The sequence below is a fragment of the Streptococcus parasanguinis genome (assembly GCF_047465465.1).
In the GTDB taxonomy this organism is placed as follows: Bacteria; Bacillota; Bacilli; order Lactobacillales; family Streptococcaceae; genus Streptococcus; species Streptococcus parasanguinis_AI.
Genome location: NZ_JASGZU010000001.1, coordinates 275,339 through 292,034, shown reverse-complemented (window position 1 = coordinate 292,034; position 16,696 = coordinate 275,339). Strand labels below are relative to the sequence as shown.

Below are 16,696 nucleotides of genomic sequence, written 5' to 3'. Positions count from 1 at the left end.
CTCCTTGACTTATTCACTTTCTATTGTAACAAAAAACTAGGGTTTCCCCTAGTAATAACTTATTTTAGTCTTTTAATTAAACTGCAGCATATAAAACAGAGATGGTTTGTAGTAATGTTAGAGATAAAATAATGAGACTGCTTTGTACTACAAAATGATCAGAGAATTTTTGTTCATCTGGAACTCTTTGCTTAAATAAACTACAAATAACTGGTAGACAAAGAGCAACAACACCCAAATAATATCGGCCTTGAACTCCTAAAACTTCAAAATTTCCAACTGGTGTCCAGGTCAGATACAAGGTCAAAGAAATTAAACCAATAATTGCAAGAGAAACCAAACTTGCCCCTACTACTGATACTTTTGGAAGTTTGATCTTCCCAAAATTTGAAAAAGTAATCAAGCTATAAAGAGCATAAATTGGAATAAGGACTTCTGACATTGACAAATCTAACCAACCAAAGGTGTAGAGTTGATTCAAATGACTGACTGATAATAGCATCTCCTTCAAAATCACTGGAAGATACCAATGAGGTTTCGAAATGATACTAATCACCTGAGACTTCACATCCGCTCCATCTAGTTTAAAGTTCTCAATTCGAACTTGCTGGGTAAGAACATACCAAAAGATCGTAAATAGAAAGACAGCAGCAATCAAAGCGAGAGAAACGAGATAGTAGTTTTTACATTGCGTTTTCTTTTTCGGTATAAATAGCAATAATCCTACAAGCAAGACATAAGGAAGCTTCATTGTTACAAGGATCACGCAAAGGAAAGCATAAAGCAATAAATCCTTAATTTTAACCACTTTTTCATCATCCGTTACATAGTTCAAAAATAATCCAATAATGATGTAGGTTAAACCTAAGGCTACACTATCTTGATTATAAGAAGCAGCTAGAACCAGATTCATTGGAAACATCGCTACCATTGTCATCAACTGCTTCGCTTTCCCACTTAATTTAATAGCAATAAGAGCTAAAATACAGTAAGCAATGACATTAAAAATTCGACCAAGATAATAGGAGACTCCTACACTCAAATTCAAAAACTTTCCAATCCCAAATCCAAGAGCCTGAGGGATATAACCAATAAACCAATATGAGTTGGTTGCCCTGTAATCCGTTTCTTTCCCAAACTTCACTTGTTTGGTCGTCTGCCCTTCTTCAAATAAAGAAGATTTGGTAAATGGTTTTTTGAAATTCTTATAAACATCAAAGTAATCTTCCGTAATATGGATGTTTTTATTTCCCATATTGACGTTGCCTTCCACAATATGAATCGTTCTTGAAAGGTGAACTTGTTCATCGGGCGTATTCAAAACGGGTGTAATAAAAGCAAAGGACAGACCACCAATGAGCATCGCAAGGAAGGTCCCAACATTCTTCTTCGGTAAAAGAAAAATGAAAAAAGCCAATACAACAAATAACGCTACACCAATTTTAGGAAAATCTACTAAGCGCTTTGTATAAATCACTGCAATACAAAAGGCCAAAACTGCGAAAGCTACTAAATACTTTTTATTTCGCTCATAACTATCAACAAAATATCCCATCAGTTTCTCCTACTTATTCGAATTTTGACTCTTCACATATTGTCTCATCAACAACTTGGCCATCCATTTAGGCCAGAAGAGTTGGTACATGTATAGATCTTCTTTACTACGCGTATTGTCTGCAATCGTTTTTGATGTTTCAGACTCTCCATGGATACGGTGGCACATGAGTTTGTCAGATACATAAGCAAAACGACCTTTGTACTCGCTGATCTTATACCATGCGTACCAATCCAAACTTACTCTCATTCCTTCATCAAAATAGAAATTCTTCAAATTTTCACGATTATAGGTGACAGCTGGACAACAAATCGGATTCCCAAAAGCCATTACACGGTTTCGCCAAAAGTGACTAGCAGGAAAAAGATTCATAGTTTTTAACATCAAGGTTTTGATCTTCAGATTTGTATTCGCAGGAATCTTATGGCCATCTTTTTCTTCAAAATAATCAGAATACCCAATCAACACATCTTGATTTTTTTCCATCTTAGCCAAAACTTTCTCAGCATAGTGCGGCTCATAATAATCATCCTGATGGGCAATGGTAGCATACTTCGTCTCTACAAAAGACATGGCATTGTTCCAATCTTTACCAATCCCACCACCTTGCTTGGTGTAAAATGGAATAGCATAACGCTGACAAAGTTCCTTGATCGAATCCAGTGGTGTTGAACTGTAACAGATAATCTGTGATTGGAGAGTTTGATTCTTCAAGGATTGAATACAAGCTTCCAAGTATTCGCTCTCACCATAAGCACAAATCACCCAAGTATGTTGTTGATTAACGAGCATAGCCCTTCCTTTCTATTTTTCTTGCAATAAAATAAGCAAGTAAACTTCCACTAAAATAAACGGACATCACAATGAAAAAGCTTAAAGATGCACCTAGAAGTCCCATTTTTTGTACCAAATCATTATTTGTCAATTTGGAAGCTATAAACATGAATAAATACACAGGTAATAGATATGTTTGTTTTCGGATAACCGTCATGACATCCCCAAAAACAATCCCAATAGAATACAGAATTCCAGAAAAAACAAGGATGGCTAGGGTAGTACTATGCTGGTTTAAAGGTAAACCAAAAACAAGACTTAATATTGGCGTCCCGATCAAATAAGCTAGCACAGTTAAAACCAAGCCGACACCCAAAACAATGACAAACATCTTCGCAATGATGGCATCAAATTTTTTCAATTCTTTATTCTTCCATAAGATCGCTAATTGCGTTGTTAAGGGTCTAAGAATTAAAATAAAGAGACTCATAAAAAACACAGGCATAAACAAAATATTATAATCCCGTTGTGTCCCTGCAATAAAGTGTCCCAGTCTAATTTCAGAGTCAATCGCGATTCTAGGCTCATTGAAAATATAAGCTAGTAAAAATCCACTAACAAAGAGAGGAATACAATTCTTTAAAATAGTGATCGCATCAAATAGGTCTCTTTTGAGATTATTTACTGAAACATCAATTGTTTCAAATTCTTTTGATTTTACATAATCATAACAAAATACAAAGATAAAGTTTAAAACAACTAAGTAAAGCAATGATTGTATTAATGACTTTGTAATAAGCAAAAATGCCAACAAAAGAATCGTGCTGATAGAATACCGAATGGTCATTGATTTGCCAGCGATATCTAATCGTTCGTGACGTTGAAATAATCCTTGGAAAAGATCTGAAATTGCCTCACACATACGAAATAGAACGTATAAGCCAATAATCGCAATTTTTGAACTCTCATGTAGATCAATTCCTGAAACAAAAAGGTAAGGAAAAAAGATCGCCATCATGAGTAGGAGAGAGAGACATCTGGCAATACTGTAACTGGTAAAGGAGTGTCTAAAGAGAACATCTGTCCCTTGGTAGCTTCGAACTTGAAACATGCCTACTACTACTAGAATCGCAGCAATCCCATAGGCAAGACTAAAAGAATCTGCTTCCATTGGCGAGGTCATGCGTGTAACGATCAATGTAAATAGTACAGATGATCCAGCAAATGCCAAGTTCCCTAACAGATTCCAAAAATACACCTTCTCCGTTGAAACAGGTTGATTATTCTTCATGCTCTTTTACCTGTAATGCAATCTTCTGAGACAATTGTCGAATTTGAACGGATTGTTTTGAGGTAATCCGAGTTAAAGAGAAGTTTAAATAGACAAGTAAACAGAATCCTAAGAAAAAGATTAGATTGCTTGGAACTTGAATTCCTAACATTTTTGATACCTGTCCAATCAAATTAGGAAACCAAATGACTGGCAACGATAGCAAACAAAGAATGAGCCAAGAAATGACATTTCTCAGTTCAACGACTTTCTTTGCAACTAGGCGTAGAATATAAACGATAAAAATAATTACAGTAAGGGTTAACCAAATATTTAACATGTTATTTCTTATATCCTCCACCAATTCTAGCCAATAGCATTGCCATTGTCACTTTGATCATATAGTAAACAGACTTGCTTAATGTGATGGACGATTCTCCGTGTTCTCGTTCATTCATTAATACAGGCACTTCTGCAACGGAATAGCCTGAGGTTAAGAGGGACACAATCGTCTCTGGTTCTGGATAATCACTTGGATATTGTTTAGCAAATTCTTCAATCACTTTTCGATCAGCCACCCGCAATCCTGAGGTTGGATCTGTTACCTTTTGACCGGTTAAAATCTTAATTAATTTTTCAAAAAATGAAATTCCAATCCGTCGCGCGAAGGAGGATTGGAAACCTTGATTTTCAATGAAACGAGAGCCAATCACCATATTCACATTCTTCTCTTGAAGGACTTGAAGCATCTTTCTGATAAATTCAGGATTATGCTGACCATCTCCATCCACTTGAACAGCATATTGATAGCCATTTTTAACTGCATATTGATAACCAGTCTGGACAGCACCACCAATTCCTAAATTAATCGGTAAATCGATAACGTTAAAGTTGTTATTGCGACAAATTTCAAGTGTATGATCTGTAGAACAATCATTGATAATGACATAATCAAATTCAGGTGTATGTTCTTCAATCATCTTGATTGTTTTTTCAATATTTCCACTCTCATTATAAGCAGGAATAATGATCAGTAATTCTGAATTTCTCAATCCTATTGTTTTCCCTTCTAAGCATATCACTTCATTATACAATAATCAGTGCATATTTTCTACTTTATACTGTCCCCTCCCCCTTTTCATGGTATAATAGAGTGAATCGATTACGGAAGGACACCTTATGTTAAAGCTGGGAATTATTGGTACGAGTTGGATTTCACATGAATTTATTACAGCTGCTCATCAGACAGGCCACTATCACTTGCAGGCTGTGTATTCGAGAAAGATGAAGACAGCTCAAGAGTTTTGTGAGCCTTATGGAGCGATCTCTTGCTACACGGATGTCATCGACTTCTTAGACAGTGAGCTGGATGTGATTTACATTGCTAGCCCCAATTCTCTTCATTTCGCTCAGGCCAAGCTTGCTATTCTGGCCAAGAAGCATGTCATCATTGAAAAACCGGCTGTGACCACCCCTTCTGAATGGAAGGAACTGGTCAAGCTCGCTAATGAGCACCAGGTCTATCTCTTTGAAGCTGCCAGAAATTACCAAGAAGCGGCCTTTCAAGTAGTTAAAGACTTCCTCTCTAATCAGGAAATACTGGGCGCCAACTTCACCTTTGCCAAATATTCTTCTAAATTGCCGGCCCTTCTTGCGGGTGAGATGCCCAATATTTTCTCAGATGTCTATGCAGGGGGAGCCTTGATGGATCTGGGAGTCTACTGCCTCTACTTGGCCATTGGCTTCTTTGGAAAACCGATCTCCAGTCACTATTGCGCTCAGCAATTACCCAATTCGGTTGATCTCTATGGTCAAGGTGTCTTGATTTATCCAGAGTTTCAGGTTGCCATTCAGGCAGGGAAAAATATCACCAGCCATCTACCTGCTGAAATCTACACCAAGACTGGAACGCTGACTCTCAATGCTGTAGCAGCCATCAACCAGGCTCGCTTCGTCAGCCATTCTGGGGAAGTCATCGACCTTCCGGTCCAGCCCTGCCCACACCAAATGCAAGAAGAGGCGGAAGCCTTTGCCCTTGCCATCGCTCATCAAAAGCCAGCTGCTTATCTTGAATGGTTACAAACAGGTGAGCAGGTCCATGAAACCCTCTACCAGATGCGTCAAAGCGCTGGAATACAATTTAAGGATGAAAAAGAATGAAAGAACAATTTCCACAAAGCTGGAAAGACCAGTTAGAAACACTCGGATTTGATGCATTCACTGAAATTCAGGAACAGATCTTCTCCCCTATCTATGAAGGAGAAAATGTCCTCGGCATCAGTCCTACCGGTACTGGTAAGACACTCGCCTACCTCTTTCCGAGCTTGCTCAAACTCAAACCGAAGAAGGCCCAACAACTCTTGATTTTGGCTCCTAATACAGAGTTAGCAGGACAAATTTTTGATGTCACCAAACAATGGGCAGAGCCTCTCGGTCTCCAGACACAACTCTTCCTTTCAGGATCTAGTCAAAAACGGCAAATCGAACGCCTCAAAAAAGGACCCGAAATCCTGGTTGGGACGCCTGGTCGGATCTTTGAACTGATCAAGCTAAAAAAGATCAAAATGATGAATGTGGAAACCATCATTTTAGATGAATTCGACCAATTACTGAGCGATTCTCAGTACCACTTCGTCGACAAGATCAGCCACTATGCTCCCCGTGACCACCAATATATCTATATGAGCGCCACAGCCAAGGTCGATCCAGACCAGCTAGAAGAAAATACTCTTCGTGTTACGGTTGATGGAGTTTCTTTGGAAAATATCCAACATTTTTATATGCAAGTGGATAAGCGGGACAAGGTTGAATTGCTCCGCAAACTCGCCTACGTCGAAGATTTTCGTGGTCTGGCTTTTTTCAATAGCCTGTCTGATCTGGGTAGTGCTGAAGAAAAACTACAATACCGTGGTGTTGAGGCCGTATCGCTCGCAAGCGATGTCAATGTCAAATACCGCAAGGTCATTCTGGAACGCTTCAAAGACCATCAGCTGACCCTCTTGCTGGCCACCGATTTAGTCGCTCGTGGAATCGACATTGAACATCTTGAGTGTGTGATTAACTACGATATTCCTCGTGATGTGGAGACCTATACCCACCGTGCCGGTCGAACAGGACGAATGGGGCGTGATGGCTATGTAATCACCTTTATCACCCACCCAGAAGAACTCAAATCCTTAAAAAAATACGCTTCTGTACGTGAACTGGTTTTAAAAAATTCCGAACTCTTTTTAAATGAATAAGAAAATCCTCTGCTAGTGAATGAACTGCAGAGGATTTTTACGTTAATTTCCATTGTAATAAATGCGATGACTTTCAAGTTGATAATCCAACAATTCATCCACCGTTACAAAGGTATAGCCTTGTGATTTGAGGTAGTCAAGGACGGTCGGTAGAGCATCAATCGTGGTTTGATGGATATCATGCATGAGGATAATCGAACCCGGTTTGACTTCTTTTTTCACTTCATTGAGAATAGCCGTCGTATTATGCGTCTTCCAATCTAGGCTATCCACATCCCACATGATGAAGGATTGGTCGACACCGTATTGGATGGCACTATTGATGGCTCCATACGGAGGACGGGTAATCTTGGTCTGCACACCTGTCGCTTTTTGAATAGCTTCTTGGGTATCCAAGATCTCTTTTTTGGCATTATCCAAGCTCAATTTTGGCAACTGAGGATGATCCCAAGTATGGTTCCCGATTTGATGCCCCTCTTTGCGGACTTGTTTAGCAATATCGGGATTCGCACTGACATTTTTTCCGACCATAAAGAAGGTAGCTTTGGCATTGTATTTCTTTAAGATGGCCAGCGCCTGAGGGGTCGTCGTTGGATCTGGTCCATCATCAAAGGTCAGAGCAATCATCTTACGGTGGCGTTCTTCTATATAGGATTCGTAAGAAGCTAGATCATCAGGAAGCAAGCGTTCTGTATCAATCACATCATAGAATTTAGACAAGGGAACAGTGAAGGTATCGTCTCCCTTAACCTTGGTTGGAAATGGAATGGTGAAATTTCCTTTTTCATATTGGAATTCCCATTGGCTCAAATCCAACTCTGAGAAGTGGGCAACCATTTGATCAATGCTTTCCTCGTCCAACTGACGAAAGGCTAGATTCCCCCGTAATTCCTCCAAAAAGATCTGTTTTGCTCCATCTGGATCCGCAAAAACTTGGCTCAGGGTCAGAGGATTGTTCTCATCATCCAAGTAAAAGAGTGGCAACTTCACCGTCTCATCTTTGATGAATTTCCCTTTTTTGTACTGGTATTCAGCCCGCTTGATTTGGATAGGGTGATAGCCGACAAAAGGCGCATCTGCTTCTTCACTATGGTAGAAGGTCAAATGCTTTGGCTCTTTGGTTTTCTCATCGGATCCTATACGCTGAAGGTCTTCTTGGATCTTATCTTTCACAATCTCAACAGGCTGTCCATCTTTAGTAGGATAATAAGCTGTCACATAAGAAGTTCCTAAAATCCCTTCCTGAACTTGAACATCTTTCCCTTTTTCAGAGCTTTTCTCGAGTTGGGTGACCTTATCAAACTGATCCTGATAGGCTTTTTGTTCACGAACCCTTTGAATCTTTTGATAGCCGATATACAAAAGAATCAGTAAAAGGAGATTTGTAATGATTAATAAAATAGTTTTCGTGTGTTTGAATCTCATAACTTTATTATAGCAAATTTCTCTCGAAAAAACATTCCTTTTTTGTAAATGGTTTCATAAAAAAGAGAGAGTGGGACAGAAATCGGTAATTTGTAAGAATTCGATTTCGTCGTCCCACCTCCGCACAGTTGAGTAGGGCTGTAAAAGCTGATGAAGTCAGCGTAGTAGAGCCCACTCAACCACTGCGTCTTGCTCGACAATCCAAAAATAATTGAGAGGCTAGGACTTTTATCCCAGCCTCCTATTTTTAATCCCTCTTATTTTTCGCGAATGACTTCTACTTTATATCCATCCGGATCTACAACGAAATAGTAATTCGGTTTCGTTCCTGGAAGACCTTTTGGTTCCGTCACTTCATAGCCTTTAGCCTTGTGTTCCGCATTCAAACCTTCTAGATCAGGAGTACTCAAGGCGACATGAGCATAGCCATCTCCGATGACATATGGACCATGATCATAATTGTAAGTCAATTCCAACTCATAGTCATCTCCAGGCAAGGCCAAATAAACAATCGTGAACTTGTAGTCTGGAAAATCTTTCCGACGTTTTTCTTCAAAACCAAAAGCATCTTGGTAAAAAGCGATTGATTTTTCTAAGTTTTCCACACGAAGGCAAGTGTGCAACATTTTTGAACTCATAGGTTTTCCTCTTTTCTATTTTTTAAAGATTATGAACGATTTTTTTTACGACTTTCCGTCTTAATGGATAATTTCACTTCAAAGATGGTCCCTTTTGGTTTATTATCTTTGACTTGAATGGTCCCTTTAAAGGCTTCTACAATCTGCTTAGCGAGGGATAACCCCAAACCAAAACCACCTTTCTGACGGGTTCTGGCCTTGTCGACCCGGTAAAAACGATCAAATATCCGTTTCTTATCCTCATCTCGAATCCCTGGACCATTATCCAGTACCCTCAAAAGAAGATTTTTGTCCTTCAACTGGACTTCAAACTGGATCTCACCATCTTCATCGGTATATTTCAAGGCATTGTCATAGAGAATGGTCATCAACTGCTTGAGGAGCGTTCTATCAGAACAAATGACTTTGTCCACCTGATTGTCTCCTCGGAAGATTTTATCATTTTCTTCCGCAATGATCTCAAAATTCGAGAAGGTCTGATCGAAAAAGCTTGGTTCGATATCTTCCATCTCCGGCTTCAAGCCGTCATCTCTTCGAGCGATATTAAGAAGGTTGGTGGTCAAGAGCTTCATATTTCGAACTTCATCCAAACTGGATGCAATATTCTCACTCGATTCCATAATGGTCGCTTCAGGCTTTCTAAAAAGCGTTTCGAGGCGATTTTGCAGAACTGCTAAAGGCGTCCTCAACTCATGGGAAGCATTTTCCACGAAAGCCTTTTGCTTTTGCATACTCTCAAGAAGGGGCTTGACGCTGAGACGTGCTAAGAAGAGACTAGCGAATAAAGAGATTCCCCAGAAGCAGATCATGACAAGGGCAATTTGACTTTCGTGCTCTTCACTGGTCTGCTCTAGCTGACTGATATTGGTCATGACAACCGCATACTTGATATCACTATCACTTTCATCATCAGATAAACTCAACTCTGCCATATAGGCCCGGTAACTTTCTTTTTTCCCATAGCTATTTGTAATTTGAAGTTGGGAAACCTTGTTGAGGAGCTTTCGACCAAACGTCACGGTTTTGAAGTTTAAAAACCCATTACCGGTTGTCAAGTTTTCATATTTTTTATTGAGCAAAACAACAGTGGTATTGGATGTGACATCCCCTTTAGGTTCTGATTTATCATGATCTGGGATCATCATCTCATGATCATTATCATCTCCTTTGGTATTTGACTGTCGCTGGTCTCGATAAGCAATCGCTACAAGTGAGTAGGGATCCTGACTGAGAGTCTTGAGGTTCTCATCGACCGTTGTATAGAGACTCGAGCGCATGACCTGGATAATAATCAGGGTCATGGCTGAGAATATCAAAGTAAAGAGCCCAAAATATCGGATGAAGTAGGAAAAATCATCTTCCCCGACGGTTTTCTTAATTCTGGTTAGCATCTTTTAAGATATACCCCACACTTCGCAATGTTTGCAAGTTCTCAACGAAATCAGTACCTTTTAATTTCTTACGGATTTTTGAAACATAGACTTCAACCACTGAGATGGTTGTGTCACTATCAAAGCCCCAGAGACGATCGAAGATCTGGGTCTTTGGAAGGATGACATTTTGGTTTTGAAGGAAATAGACCAAAAGATCAAATTCCTTCCCAAGAAGTTCCACTTCTTTCCCATCCACATAAGTCGAATTGGTAGATAAATTGACCTTCAAATTGCCATAATTAAGGGTGTTTTCATTGACCTTTCCTGAGCGCTTCAAGAGAGCTTGAATCCGCATCTTGAGCTCTTCTAGGTAGAAAGGCTTGGTGAGGTAATCGTCTGCCCCCAGCTCAAAGCCGTGTCCTTTGTCATCCAGACTTTCTTTAGCTGTCATGATTAAAACAGGGGTTGTCACGCCTTTTTCACGCAATTCTTTCAAGACATGGAAACCGTCTTTTTCAGGAAGCATCAGGTCCAGCAAAATCAAATCATAGATCCCGCTTTCTGCTTCGTAGAGACCTTCTTCTCCGTCAAAGACCTGCATGACATCCGCAAAATCATCTAAAAAATCAAATACTGAATTTGATAAACCAAGGTCATCTTCGACCAATAGAATTTTAATCATTGTCGTATCCTCTTCTCTTTCGTGAGTGAGTCTTTCTAATCTATTCTTAACCATTATAACACGACTTCCCTTCATTTCCTATAGTTTAGAACCTGGTTTTATGATCAAATTCAGCCTGCCTGAGGAAGGCTAATTCTATGAGTTTGTCGTGTTTTCTTTCTTACTTTGACTGTCACTCGTCTTGTTTTTATTTTTTGAATTCTTCTTATTGGAGTTTTTAGAGGACCCCTGGTTCCCTTCTTGTCCGTCATATTGGTTCATGCCATTATCTGGACCATTCCCTTGTGGGCCACCATTGCCTTCTTGTGGCATTTGACCCGGACCGCCACCTTGCGGGCCACCTTGGCCTTGGCCACCACCTTGTGGTCCACCGCCTTGAGGACCGCCATCCTGTGGGCCACCATTTTGCTGGTTTCCTTGTGAAGCATGGCCATTTTGACTATTTTGTTGCTGATTAGATCCTTGGTTCTGACCCGTTTGGACCGGTTGAGAAAATTGTTGATTATTGGAAGATTGTGAGGCGATGACACCGACACCAAAGCCACTTCCAGCACCAACCAACAATCCACCAACTGCTGCCATGCCAATCCACCACTTAGGGCTTCGTTTGAGGACAACCATTTTTTCTTTTTATTCTTGCGTTTCGACAACTTGTTTTGTTTCTTTTTGATTCATCTTTTTACCTTTTATCTTTTTGTACAAGTACTTGTCTTTTAAAATTTAAAGGGAGCTCGATCCTTTAGTAAGGCGATTATACTTCAGGAGTCTTAAGCCTGACTAAATTTTTACTTAAAAAAACCTAAAACAAGCGTGGCTATTGACAGGTTGAGCTCCTTATTGTAGAATAGTTACCATAAAATAAATCAGAGGTTAACTGTTATGAAGAAAATCTTTCCCTTAGTTCTCATCTCCATTGGAGTGGCCATGATCTCCGTCCTATCTCAATTCACCATTCCCTTTGGACCAATTCCTTTGACCCTACAGACACTCATGATCGGGATCATCGGGACCATCTATAAACCCAGCCATGCCTTTGTCACAGTCTGTCTTTACCTGCTTTTAGGCTTCTTAGGTTTTCCAGTATTTGCCGGAGGTGCTGGTGGTGCTTCGCATTTCCTTGGTCCTACCGCTGGTTTCCTCCTCTTCTTCCCATTCCGAGCATGGATCACATCTCTATTTACCAATGCTAAATCCAGCATTTTCACTATCTTTTTTGCCAATCTCCTCAGTAGTGCTCTCCTCTTTGTATCCGGAGCTATCGGCTTTATGCTGGTCACGCATACTGATCTCCAAAAAGCATTTGCTTTGGTCGTTGCTCCCTTTATCCTTGCCGACCTCATCAAACTAGTCATCATCACTATCACCAGCAAGGCGATTTTTGCCAGCCTCAAACACCACTGGTATTTCAAATAAGATTCAAAGGGCTTAGCAGATATATTAAAAAAATCAACATCTGAACGCAGATGTTGATTTTTGTTGTAGGGAAACATATATAAATCTCTTCAATTGAACTCCTTTTAAAGAGAACACTGTTTTAATGATGAAAAACATAGATCCTCCTTCCTTTATTTTTCCTTATAAAGAACTCTCAAGATCAGTAACTGTGTTAGCAAAATCCAGATGATCAGAATAGCCAAGTCAAAAAATGATACGTGACCATGACTATAGACACAAGCTCGTAGGAGGTTGACAGAAGGGACAAATGGAAGAACATGATAGAGATGGTTTATCCAATCTGGAAGACGACTTGCTGGGTACATGATTGGAGAAAACATCAACCCAATCATGAGAATCAACTGAGACATCAGCGTGACAATATTAGGAGAAAAAGTATAAGCAATGGCAAATCCAAGACTGATCATCGTAAGACAGATCAGAAATAGAATGAAAACAGCCAGAACAGATACATTTAGGCGGATAGAAAAACGAAAATAGCCCAGTATAACAGAAATGAACACTCCAGGCAAAATAGCAATCATCCACATCCAAAGATCTGCTAAGGAAATCAGAATTCGTGGTATTGGAAGGGCTCGTACATAGTCTACATGTCCTTCTGACTTCGCATTTGCTATAACAGGTGATGAGATAGTACAGCCAATAGAAATAATTCCTATCAGAACTGAACCAGAAGAGAGATAGTAGGCAGCTGTCGTATCAATTTTACCTATCACCAGTGGATAACCAAAAAGAAGTGAAATAGATAACAGAACCTGAGCTAGCGTAAAGAGTAGAAATAGATCTTTTTGACGAAGATAGTTCCAACGAAGTAAGTAAAAAAATTGAGTCATATCAGTTTGTCAACTCCTCTCTATAAAGATCTGAAATGGATATGTTTTTCTGAGTAAGTGACAGATTGAAAATATTCTTTCTATCCAATTCCTGTGTGATTTTTGGTAGCAGTCTTGTTAACTCCTCCTCTTCTATTTCAATCTGGCAAATCGAACCATTGATGATGGTATAATCTTGAAATAGAGCTAAGCTATCTTCATTCCTAAACTCAAAAGAGATTTGATACTGCTTTTGATAGGTTATTTGCTGAACTGGGCCTGATTTGATTAACTTCCCATGGTTAAATAAGGCATAGTTGTCTGCATATTTTTCAACTTCCAAGAGATTATGCGTCACGATAATAATGGTATGACCTTTATGCGCCAGCTTCTGTAATAATTGCCATTGTTTTTCACGACGTATTGGATCAACATCATTCGTGGGTTCATCAAGAAGAATGATGGTCGGAGATCCGATTAAAGCCATTGCAAAAGAGGTCAGACGCTTTAAACCACCTGAAAGGTCCTTTCCTTGTTTTGCCCGGTACTCCTTAATTTCTAAGTCGGTTAAGAGCTGATCCATTTCTTTTTGTAAATCTAAGGTGTTTAACCCTCTCATTCTTCCAAGCATTTCTATGTTTTGTTCCACCGTCAATTTCTCAAGTGGTGCATACTGTTGCGACATATAGCTCATCATTGAGCGAGCTTGTTTACGATTCTGTACAAAAGAAATATCTCCATAGCATACATCTCCTTTATCGGGTTTGGTAAAACCAATCATTTGATTTAAGAGGGTGGACTTACCAGCACCATTGTGTCCTAAAAAAGCTGTAATTTTAGCAGCTTCTATTTCTAAGGAAATATGATTATTAGCAAAATGTTGCTTATCGAATGATTTTGTCAAATCTTTAATAGTCAGTGTCGCAAATGTCTTCATCTTATCACTCAAAACTGAGAAGATTGTCCCAGCTTCCTTCATTTTTGATAAGATTATTGTATAATAAACATATGACTTTCCATGGTTTACGTCATGATTTACCATTTAAGTGTCATAATTAGCCAACTCAATTTGATAAGGGGGACTTATGTTAAACGTCGTTATTTGTGATGACTCAACTAGAGATGCTAGTCAGTTAGAACAGTATTTACTTTCTTACGACAAGGTTCCTGTAGAAACAAAACTATATACCAATCCACAAAAAATGCTAGAACAATTAACAAGGGATACTCATTGTGTTTTTTTGGATATTGATATGCCAAAAATTACTGGAATTGACCTTGCTCGTGAAATTCGGCAGTTCAATCCTTTTATCCCCATTATTTTTGTGACTAGCTATCGTGATTATATGGAACAAGTTTTTGAAGTACAGACTTTTGATTACTTAGTAAAACCAATTGAACCTCAAAGGCTAAATAAGGTAGTAGACAGAGTTTTACGTTATTTAGATTTAGGACGAACCATCTTTAACTTCTCATTTGGAAAACAAAGTTACTCTATTCCTTTAAGTGACATTACCTATTTTGAGAAAGATAAGCGTTCCGTTTTTATTTACACACTAGCAGATACCTATAAGTCCTTACTAAAAACTCAAGATATTTTAGATAAACTACCTGATTATTTTATTCAAATTCATGCTTCTTATATTGTAAATCCCAAATATATCAAAGATTTTGATGCGAAAACAGTAACTATTTTGCTAAATGGAACCGAGGAGCATTCACTTCCAATTAGTCGTAAGTTCCAGTCTTCTTTTAAAGAAAAATACTATAACTATCTCAGTGAAAGGAATTTCTAATGCTAATAGGATTACGGATCATTAGTATCTTGTTTGACTTATTTCTAGCAAGTGTTTTATTTTATAGGCCAATATCCAAAAGTAAACATTCAAAAGAGACACTATTAGTCCTTTGTTGTTTCTTTCTTTTTCATGTGGCTCTTGTGTTTCTATTTTTAGAAAGTCGAGTGTTTTTAGTTAGCAATCTCTTTCTTAGTATTGTAGAATCCTCTCTTGTAGGACTCTATTTTGGCTACTCCTTTCGTGATTCTTCTTTTTGGATATTCTTACAAACAAGCCTAACATTATTAGCCGGAGCTGTCCTCAATCAAGCTATCCAACTATTTCTTCCACTGTCAAAAGTATCGAAAAATTTAGAACTGATTAGTGGTTACCTTGCCATCAGTTTTCTTTTTTCAACTGTGATCACTCTTGTTCTTCGACAGTTATTTCGAACACATCAAAAGTTAAGCATGGCAACATCTAGAAGAAATTGGCTTTATCAATTTATCGTGCCGATTTTATCGATTATTTTTGCCTTTACTGTATCTGCTATTCAAGGGCAAGTATTTGGACCAGATTATCTTTCTGTCATTTCACTCTTGTCTCTTATTGTATTGTCGTTTTCCTCGCTTTATTTTACCTTACATCTTTCTCAACAACAGCACGCTTATTATCAAAATAAATTAGATAAAGAACAACTTCAATTCCAATTAAGGGAAACACAGCAGTCTCAAGAAGAATACCAACGATTGCAAAGTCTTCGGCATGACTTAAAAAATAAACATTTAACCCTCTTGGCACTTCTAGAAGAAAATCCTGATGAAGCTAGAGAGTATCTTCAATCGTTAACCGATAGTATTTCAGGAAAACAAACCTTTTACTCCAAAAATCCAACGGTTAATTATTTACTGAATCAAAAACTGCACGATGTGGAAGATGAAATTGCATTAGAAATTAACTGCTTTATCCCACAAGAACTATCTATTCAGCCAGATGTTCTAGCTGTTATTTTAGGAAATTGTTTGGATAATAGTATTTCAGCCTGTCTTCGATTGACTGATAAATCAGAGAGAACATTGTCTCTGAATATACGTTATTTTCAACAAAATCTATTTATTTCGATCAACAATACCTTTAATGAACAGGAACAAGAGACTCGTAAAACACGTCAAAGAGATGGTTGGGGCTTGCGAAACGTTGATGCCCTAGTACAAGAATACCAAGGAACTATCAAACGATTCAAAGAAAATGGCCACTATCGAACGGAGATTCTCTTACCAAGTCCAATAAACTAATGATCCTTCTACTTTGAGGTCTCATTCAGGTCATTTATAAAAAAGAGGCTGGGCAAAATCTGTCCAGCCTTTGATGTTAGATAGAAATAACAGTTTGACACATTGGTTGATTGCTCATAGCACTGCTTTGTGGTGACGCAAAGAGTATTTCCTTTATCTGCAACCTCCAACACTCTCCCAGACTGTTGTATCTATGCGGGGGTGGAAAAATTGAAAAGGTGTGGGGAAGCTTTTTTCAACCTTTTTTATTTTGCGGACTTTTTTCCCACTCCATTAGGATATTGATAAACTATTTTCGCGGTCATCCTTTATCGAAATCTTCAGCATCTTCCTTATTTCAAAAAAGAAAAATAAAAAGACTCTTAGAGAAGTTTGCAGATCTGCAGAGCCTTCTCTA

At 38.6% G+C, this 16,696-nt stretch carries 17 protein-coding genes; 5 read left to right on the top strand and 12 right to left on the bottom strand.

Going from position 1 to position 16,696, the window contains the following annotated elements; all coding sequences use genetic code 11:
- Nucleotides 1–76: 76 nt before the first annotated feature.
- From QM351_RS01465 to QM351_RS01445, 5 genes are read right to left on the bottom strand one after another with little or no spacing between them, the layout of a single operon-like run.
- On the bottom strand, nt 77–1,555 hold the full coding sequence (locus tag QM351_RS01465; protein ID WP_031574202.1) for a DUF2142 domain-containing protein: 1,479 nt from the start codon (nt 1,553–1,555) through the stop codon (nt 77–79).
- A gap of 9 nt (nt 1,556–1,564) precedes the next feature.
- A complete protein-coding gene (locus tag QM351_RS01460) occupies nt 1,565–2,347 on the bottom strand; it encodes a glycosyltransferase family 2 protein (RefSeq protein WP_414326236.1) in 783 nt (260 codons plus the stop codon).
- Entirely contained in the window at nt 2,337–3,620 is a 1,284-nt protein-coding gene (locus QM351_RS01455) for a lipopolysaccharide biosynthesis protein (protein ID WP_247923168.1), read from the bottom strand. Before QM351_RS01455 ends, QM351_RS01460 begins: the two co-directional genes overlap by 11 nt.
- Complete coding sequence (locus QM351_RS01450; protein ID WP_414326233.1) at nt 3,610–3,939, bottom strand: DUF2304 domain-containing protein; 330 nt, start codon at nt 3,937–3,939, stop codon at nt 3,610–3,612. Before QM351_RS01450 ends, QM351_RS01455 begins: the two co-directional genes overlap by 11 nt.
- A gap of 1 nt (nt 3,940) precedes the next feature.
- Complete coding sequence (locus QM351_RS01445; RefSeq protein WP_049490916.1) at nt 3,941–4,651, bottom strand: glycosyltransferase family 2 protein; 711 nt, start codon at nt 4,649–4,651, stop codon at nt 3,941–3,943.
- Between the two features lie 127 nt (nt 4,652–4,778).
- Here QM351_RS01445 and QM351_RS01440 point away from each other — a divergent pair, with 127 nt between their 5' ends.
- Nucleotides 4,779–5,759, top strand: a complete 981-nt coding sequence (locus QM351_RS01440) for a Gfo/Idh/MocA family protein (protein ID WP_368403300.1) — start codon at nt 4,779–4,781, stop codon at nt 5,757–5,759.
- Nucleotides 5,756–6,841, top strand: coding sequence for a DEAD/DEAH box helicase (locus QM351_RS01435; RefSeq protein ID WP_414326230.1), 1,086 nt, complete (start codon nt 5,756–5,758; stop codon nt 6,839–6,841). Before QM351_RS01440 ends, QM351_RS01435 begins: the two co-directional genes overlap by 4 nt.
- Nucleotides 6,842–6,883: 42 nt before the next feature.
- Here QM351_RS01435 and QM351_RS01430 read toward each other — a convergent pair whose 3' ends face one another.
- The 5 genes from QM351_RS01430 to QM351_RS01410 all read right to left on the bottom strand — a co-directional run bounded on the left by QM351_RS01430 (nt 6,884) and on the right by QM351_RS01410 (nt 11,580).
- The gene (locus QM351_RS01430) at nt 6,884–8,266 is read right to left on the bottom strand and encodes a polysaccharide deacetylase family protein (RefSeq protein WP_414326228.1); all 1,383 of its coding nucleotides are present in this window, start codon (nt 8,264–8,266) and stop codon (nt 6,884–6,886) included.
- Between the two features lie 257 nt (nt 8,267–8,523).
- Nucleotides 8,524–8,904, bottom strand: coding sequence for a VOC family protein (locus QM351_RS01425; protein ID WP_003003384.1), 381 nt, complete (start codon nt 8,902–8,904; stop codon nt 8,524–8,526).
- Between the two features lie 29 nt (nt 8,905–8,933).
- On the bottom strand, nt 8,934–10,295 hold the full coding sequence (locus QM351_RS01420; protein ID WP_049515589.1) for a sensor histidine kinase: 1,362 nt from the start codon (nt 10,293–10,295) through the stop codon (nt 8,934–8,936).
- Complete coding sequence (locus QM351_RS01415; protein ID WP_021152983.1) at nt 10,279–10,959, bottom strand: response regulator transcription factor; 681 nt, start codon at nt 10,957–10,959, stop codon at nt 10,279–10,281. Before QM351_RS01415 ends, QM351_RS01420 begins: the two co-directional genes overlap by 17 nt.
- Nucleotides 10,960–11,094: 135 nt before the next feature.
- Nucleotides 11,095–11,580, bottom strand: a complete 486-nt coding sequence (locus QM351_RS01410) for a hypothetical protein (RefSeq protein ID WP_414326225.1) — start codon at nt 11,578–11,580, stop codon at nt 11,095–11,097.
- 258 nt (nt 11,581–11,838) lie between these two features.
- On the opposite strand from QM351_RS01410, the gene QM351_RS01405 reads away from it, so the two are divergent.
- Complete coding sequence (locus QM351_RS01405) at nt 11,839–12,372, top strand: biotin transporter BioY (RefSeq protein WP_014713140.1); 534 nt, start codon at nt 11,839–11,841, stop codon at nt 12,370–12,372.
- A gap of 152 nt (nt 12,373–12,524) precedes the next feature.
- Here QM351_RS01405 and QM351_RS01400 read toward each other — a convergent pair whose 3' ends face one another.
- Both QM351_RS01400 and QM351_RS01395 read right to left on the bottom strand, forming a co-directional pair.
- Complete coding sequence (locus QM351_RS01400; protein ID WP_049490909.1) at nt 12,525–13,247, bottom strand: ABC transporter permease; 723 nt, start codon at nt 13,245–13,247, stop codon at nt 12,525–12,527.
- A 1-nt stretch (nt 13,248) separates the two neighbouring features.
- Nucleotides 13,249–14,205 (bottom strand): ABC transporter ATP-binding protein, encoded by a 957-nt coding sequence (locus tag QM351_RS01395; protein ID WP_049490937.1) that lies wholly within the window; start codon nt 14,203–14,205, stop codon nt 13,249–13,251.
- 106 nt (nt 14,206–14,311) lie between these two features.
- Here QM351_RS01395 and QM351_RS01390 point away from each other — a divergent pair, with 106 nt between their 5' ends.
- The gene (locus QM351_RS01390; RefSeq protein ID WP_414326223.1) at nt 14,312–15,022 is read left to right on the top strand and encodes a LytR/AlgR family response regulator transcription factor; all 711 of its coding nucleotides are present in this window, start codon (nt 14,312–14,314) and stop codon (nt 15,020–15,022) included.
- Nucleotides 15,022–16,299 carry a sensor histidine kinase gene (locus QM351_RS01385; protein ID WP_414326221.1) on the top strand — a complete coding sequence of 426 codons (1,278 nt, stop codon included), beginning with the start codon at nt 15,022–15,024 and terminating at the stop codon, nt 16,297–16,299. Before QM351_RS01390 ends, QM351_RS01385 begins: the two co-directional genes overlap by 1 nt.
- Nucleotides 16,300–16,696: the final 397 nt, after the last annotated feature.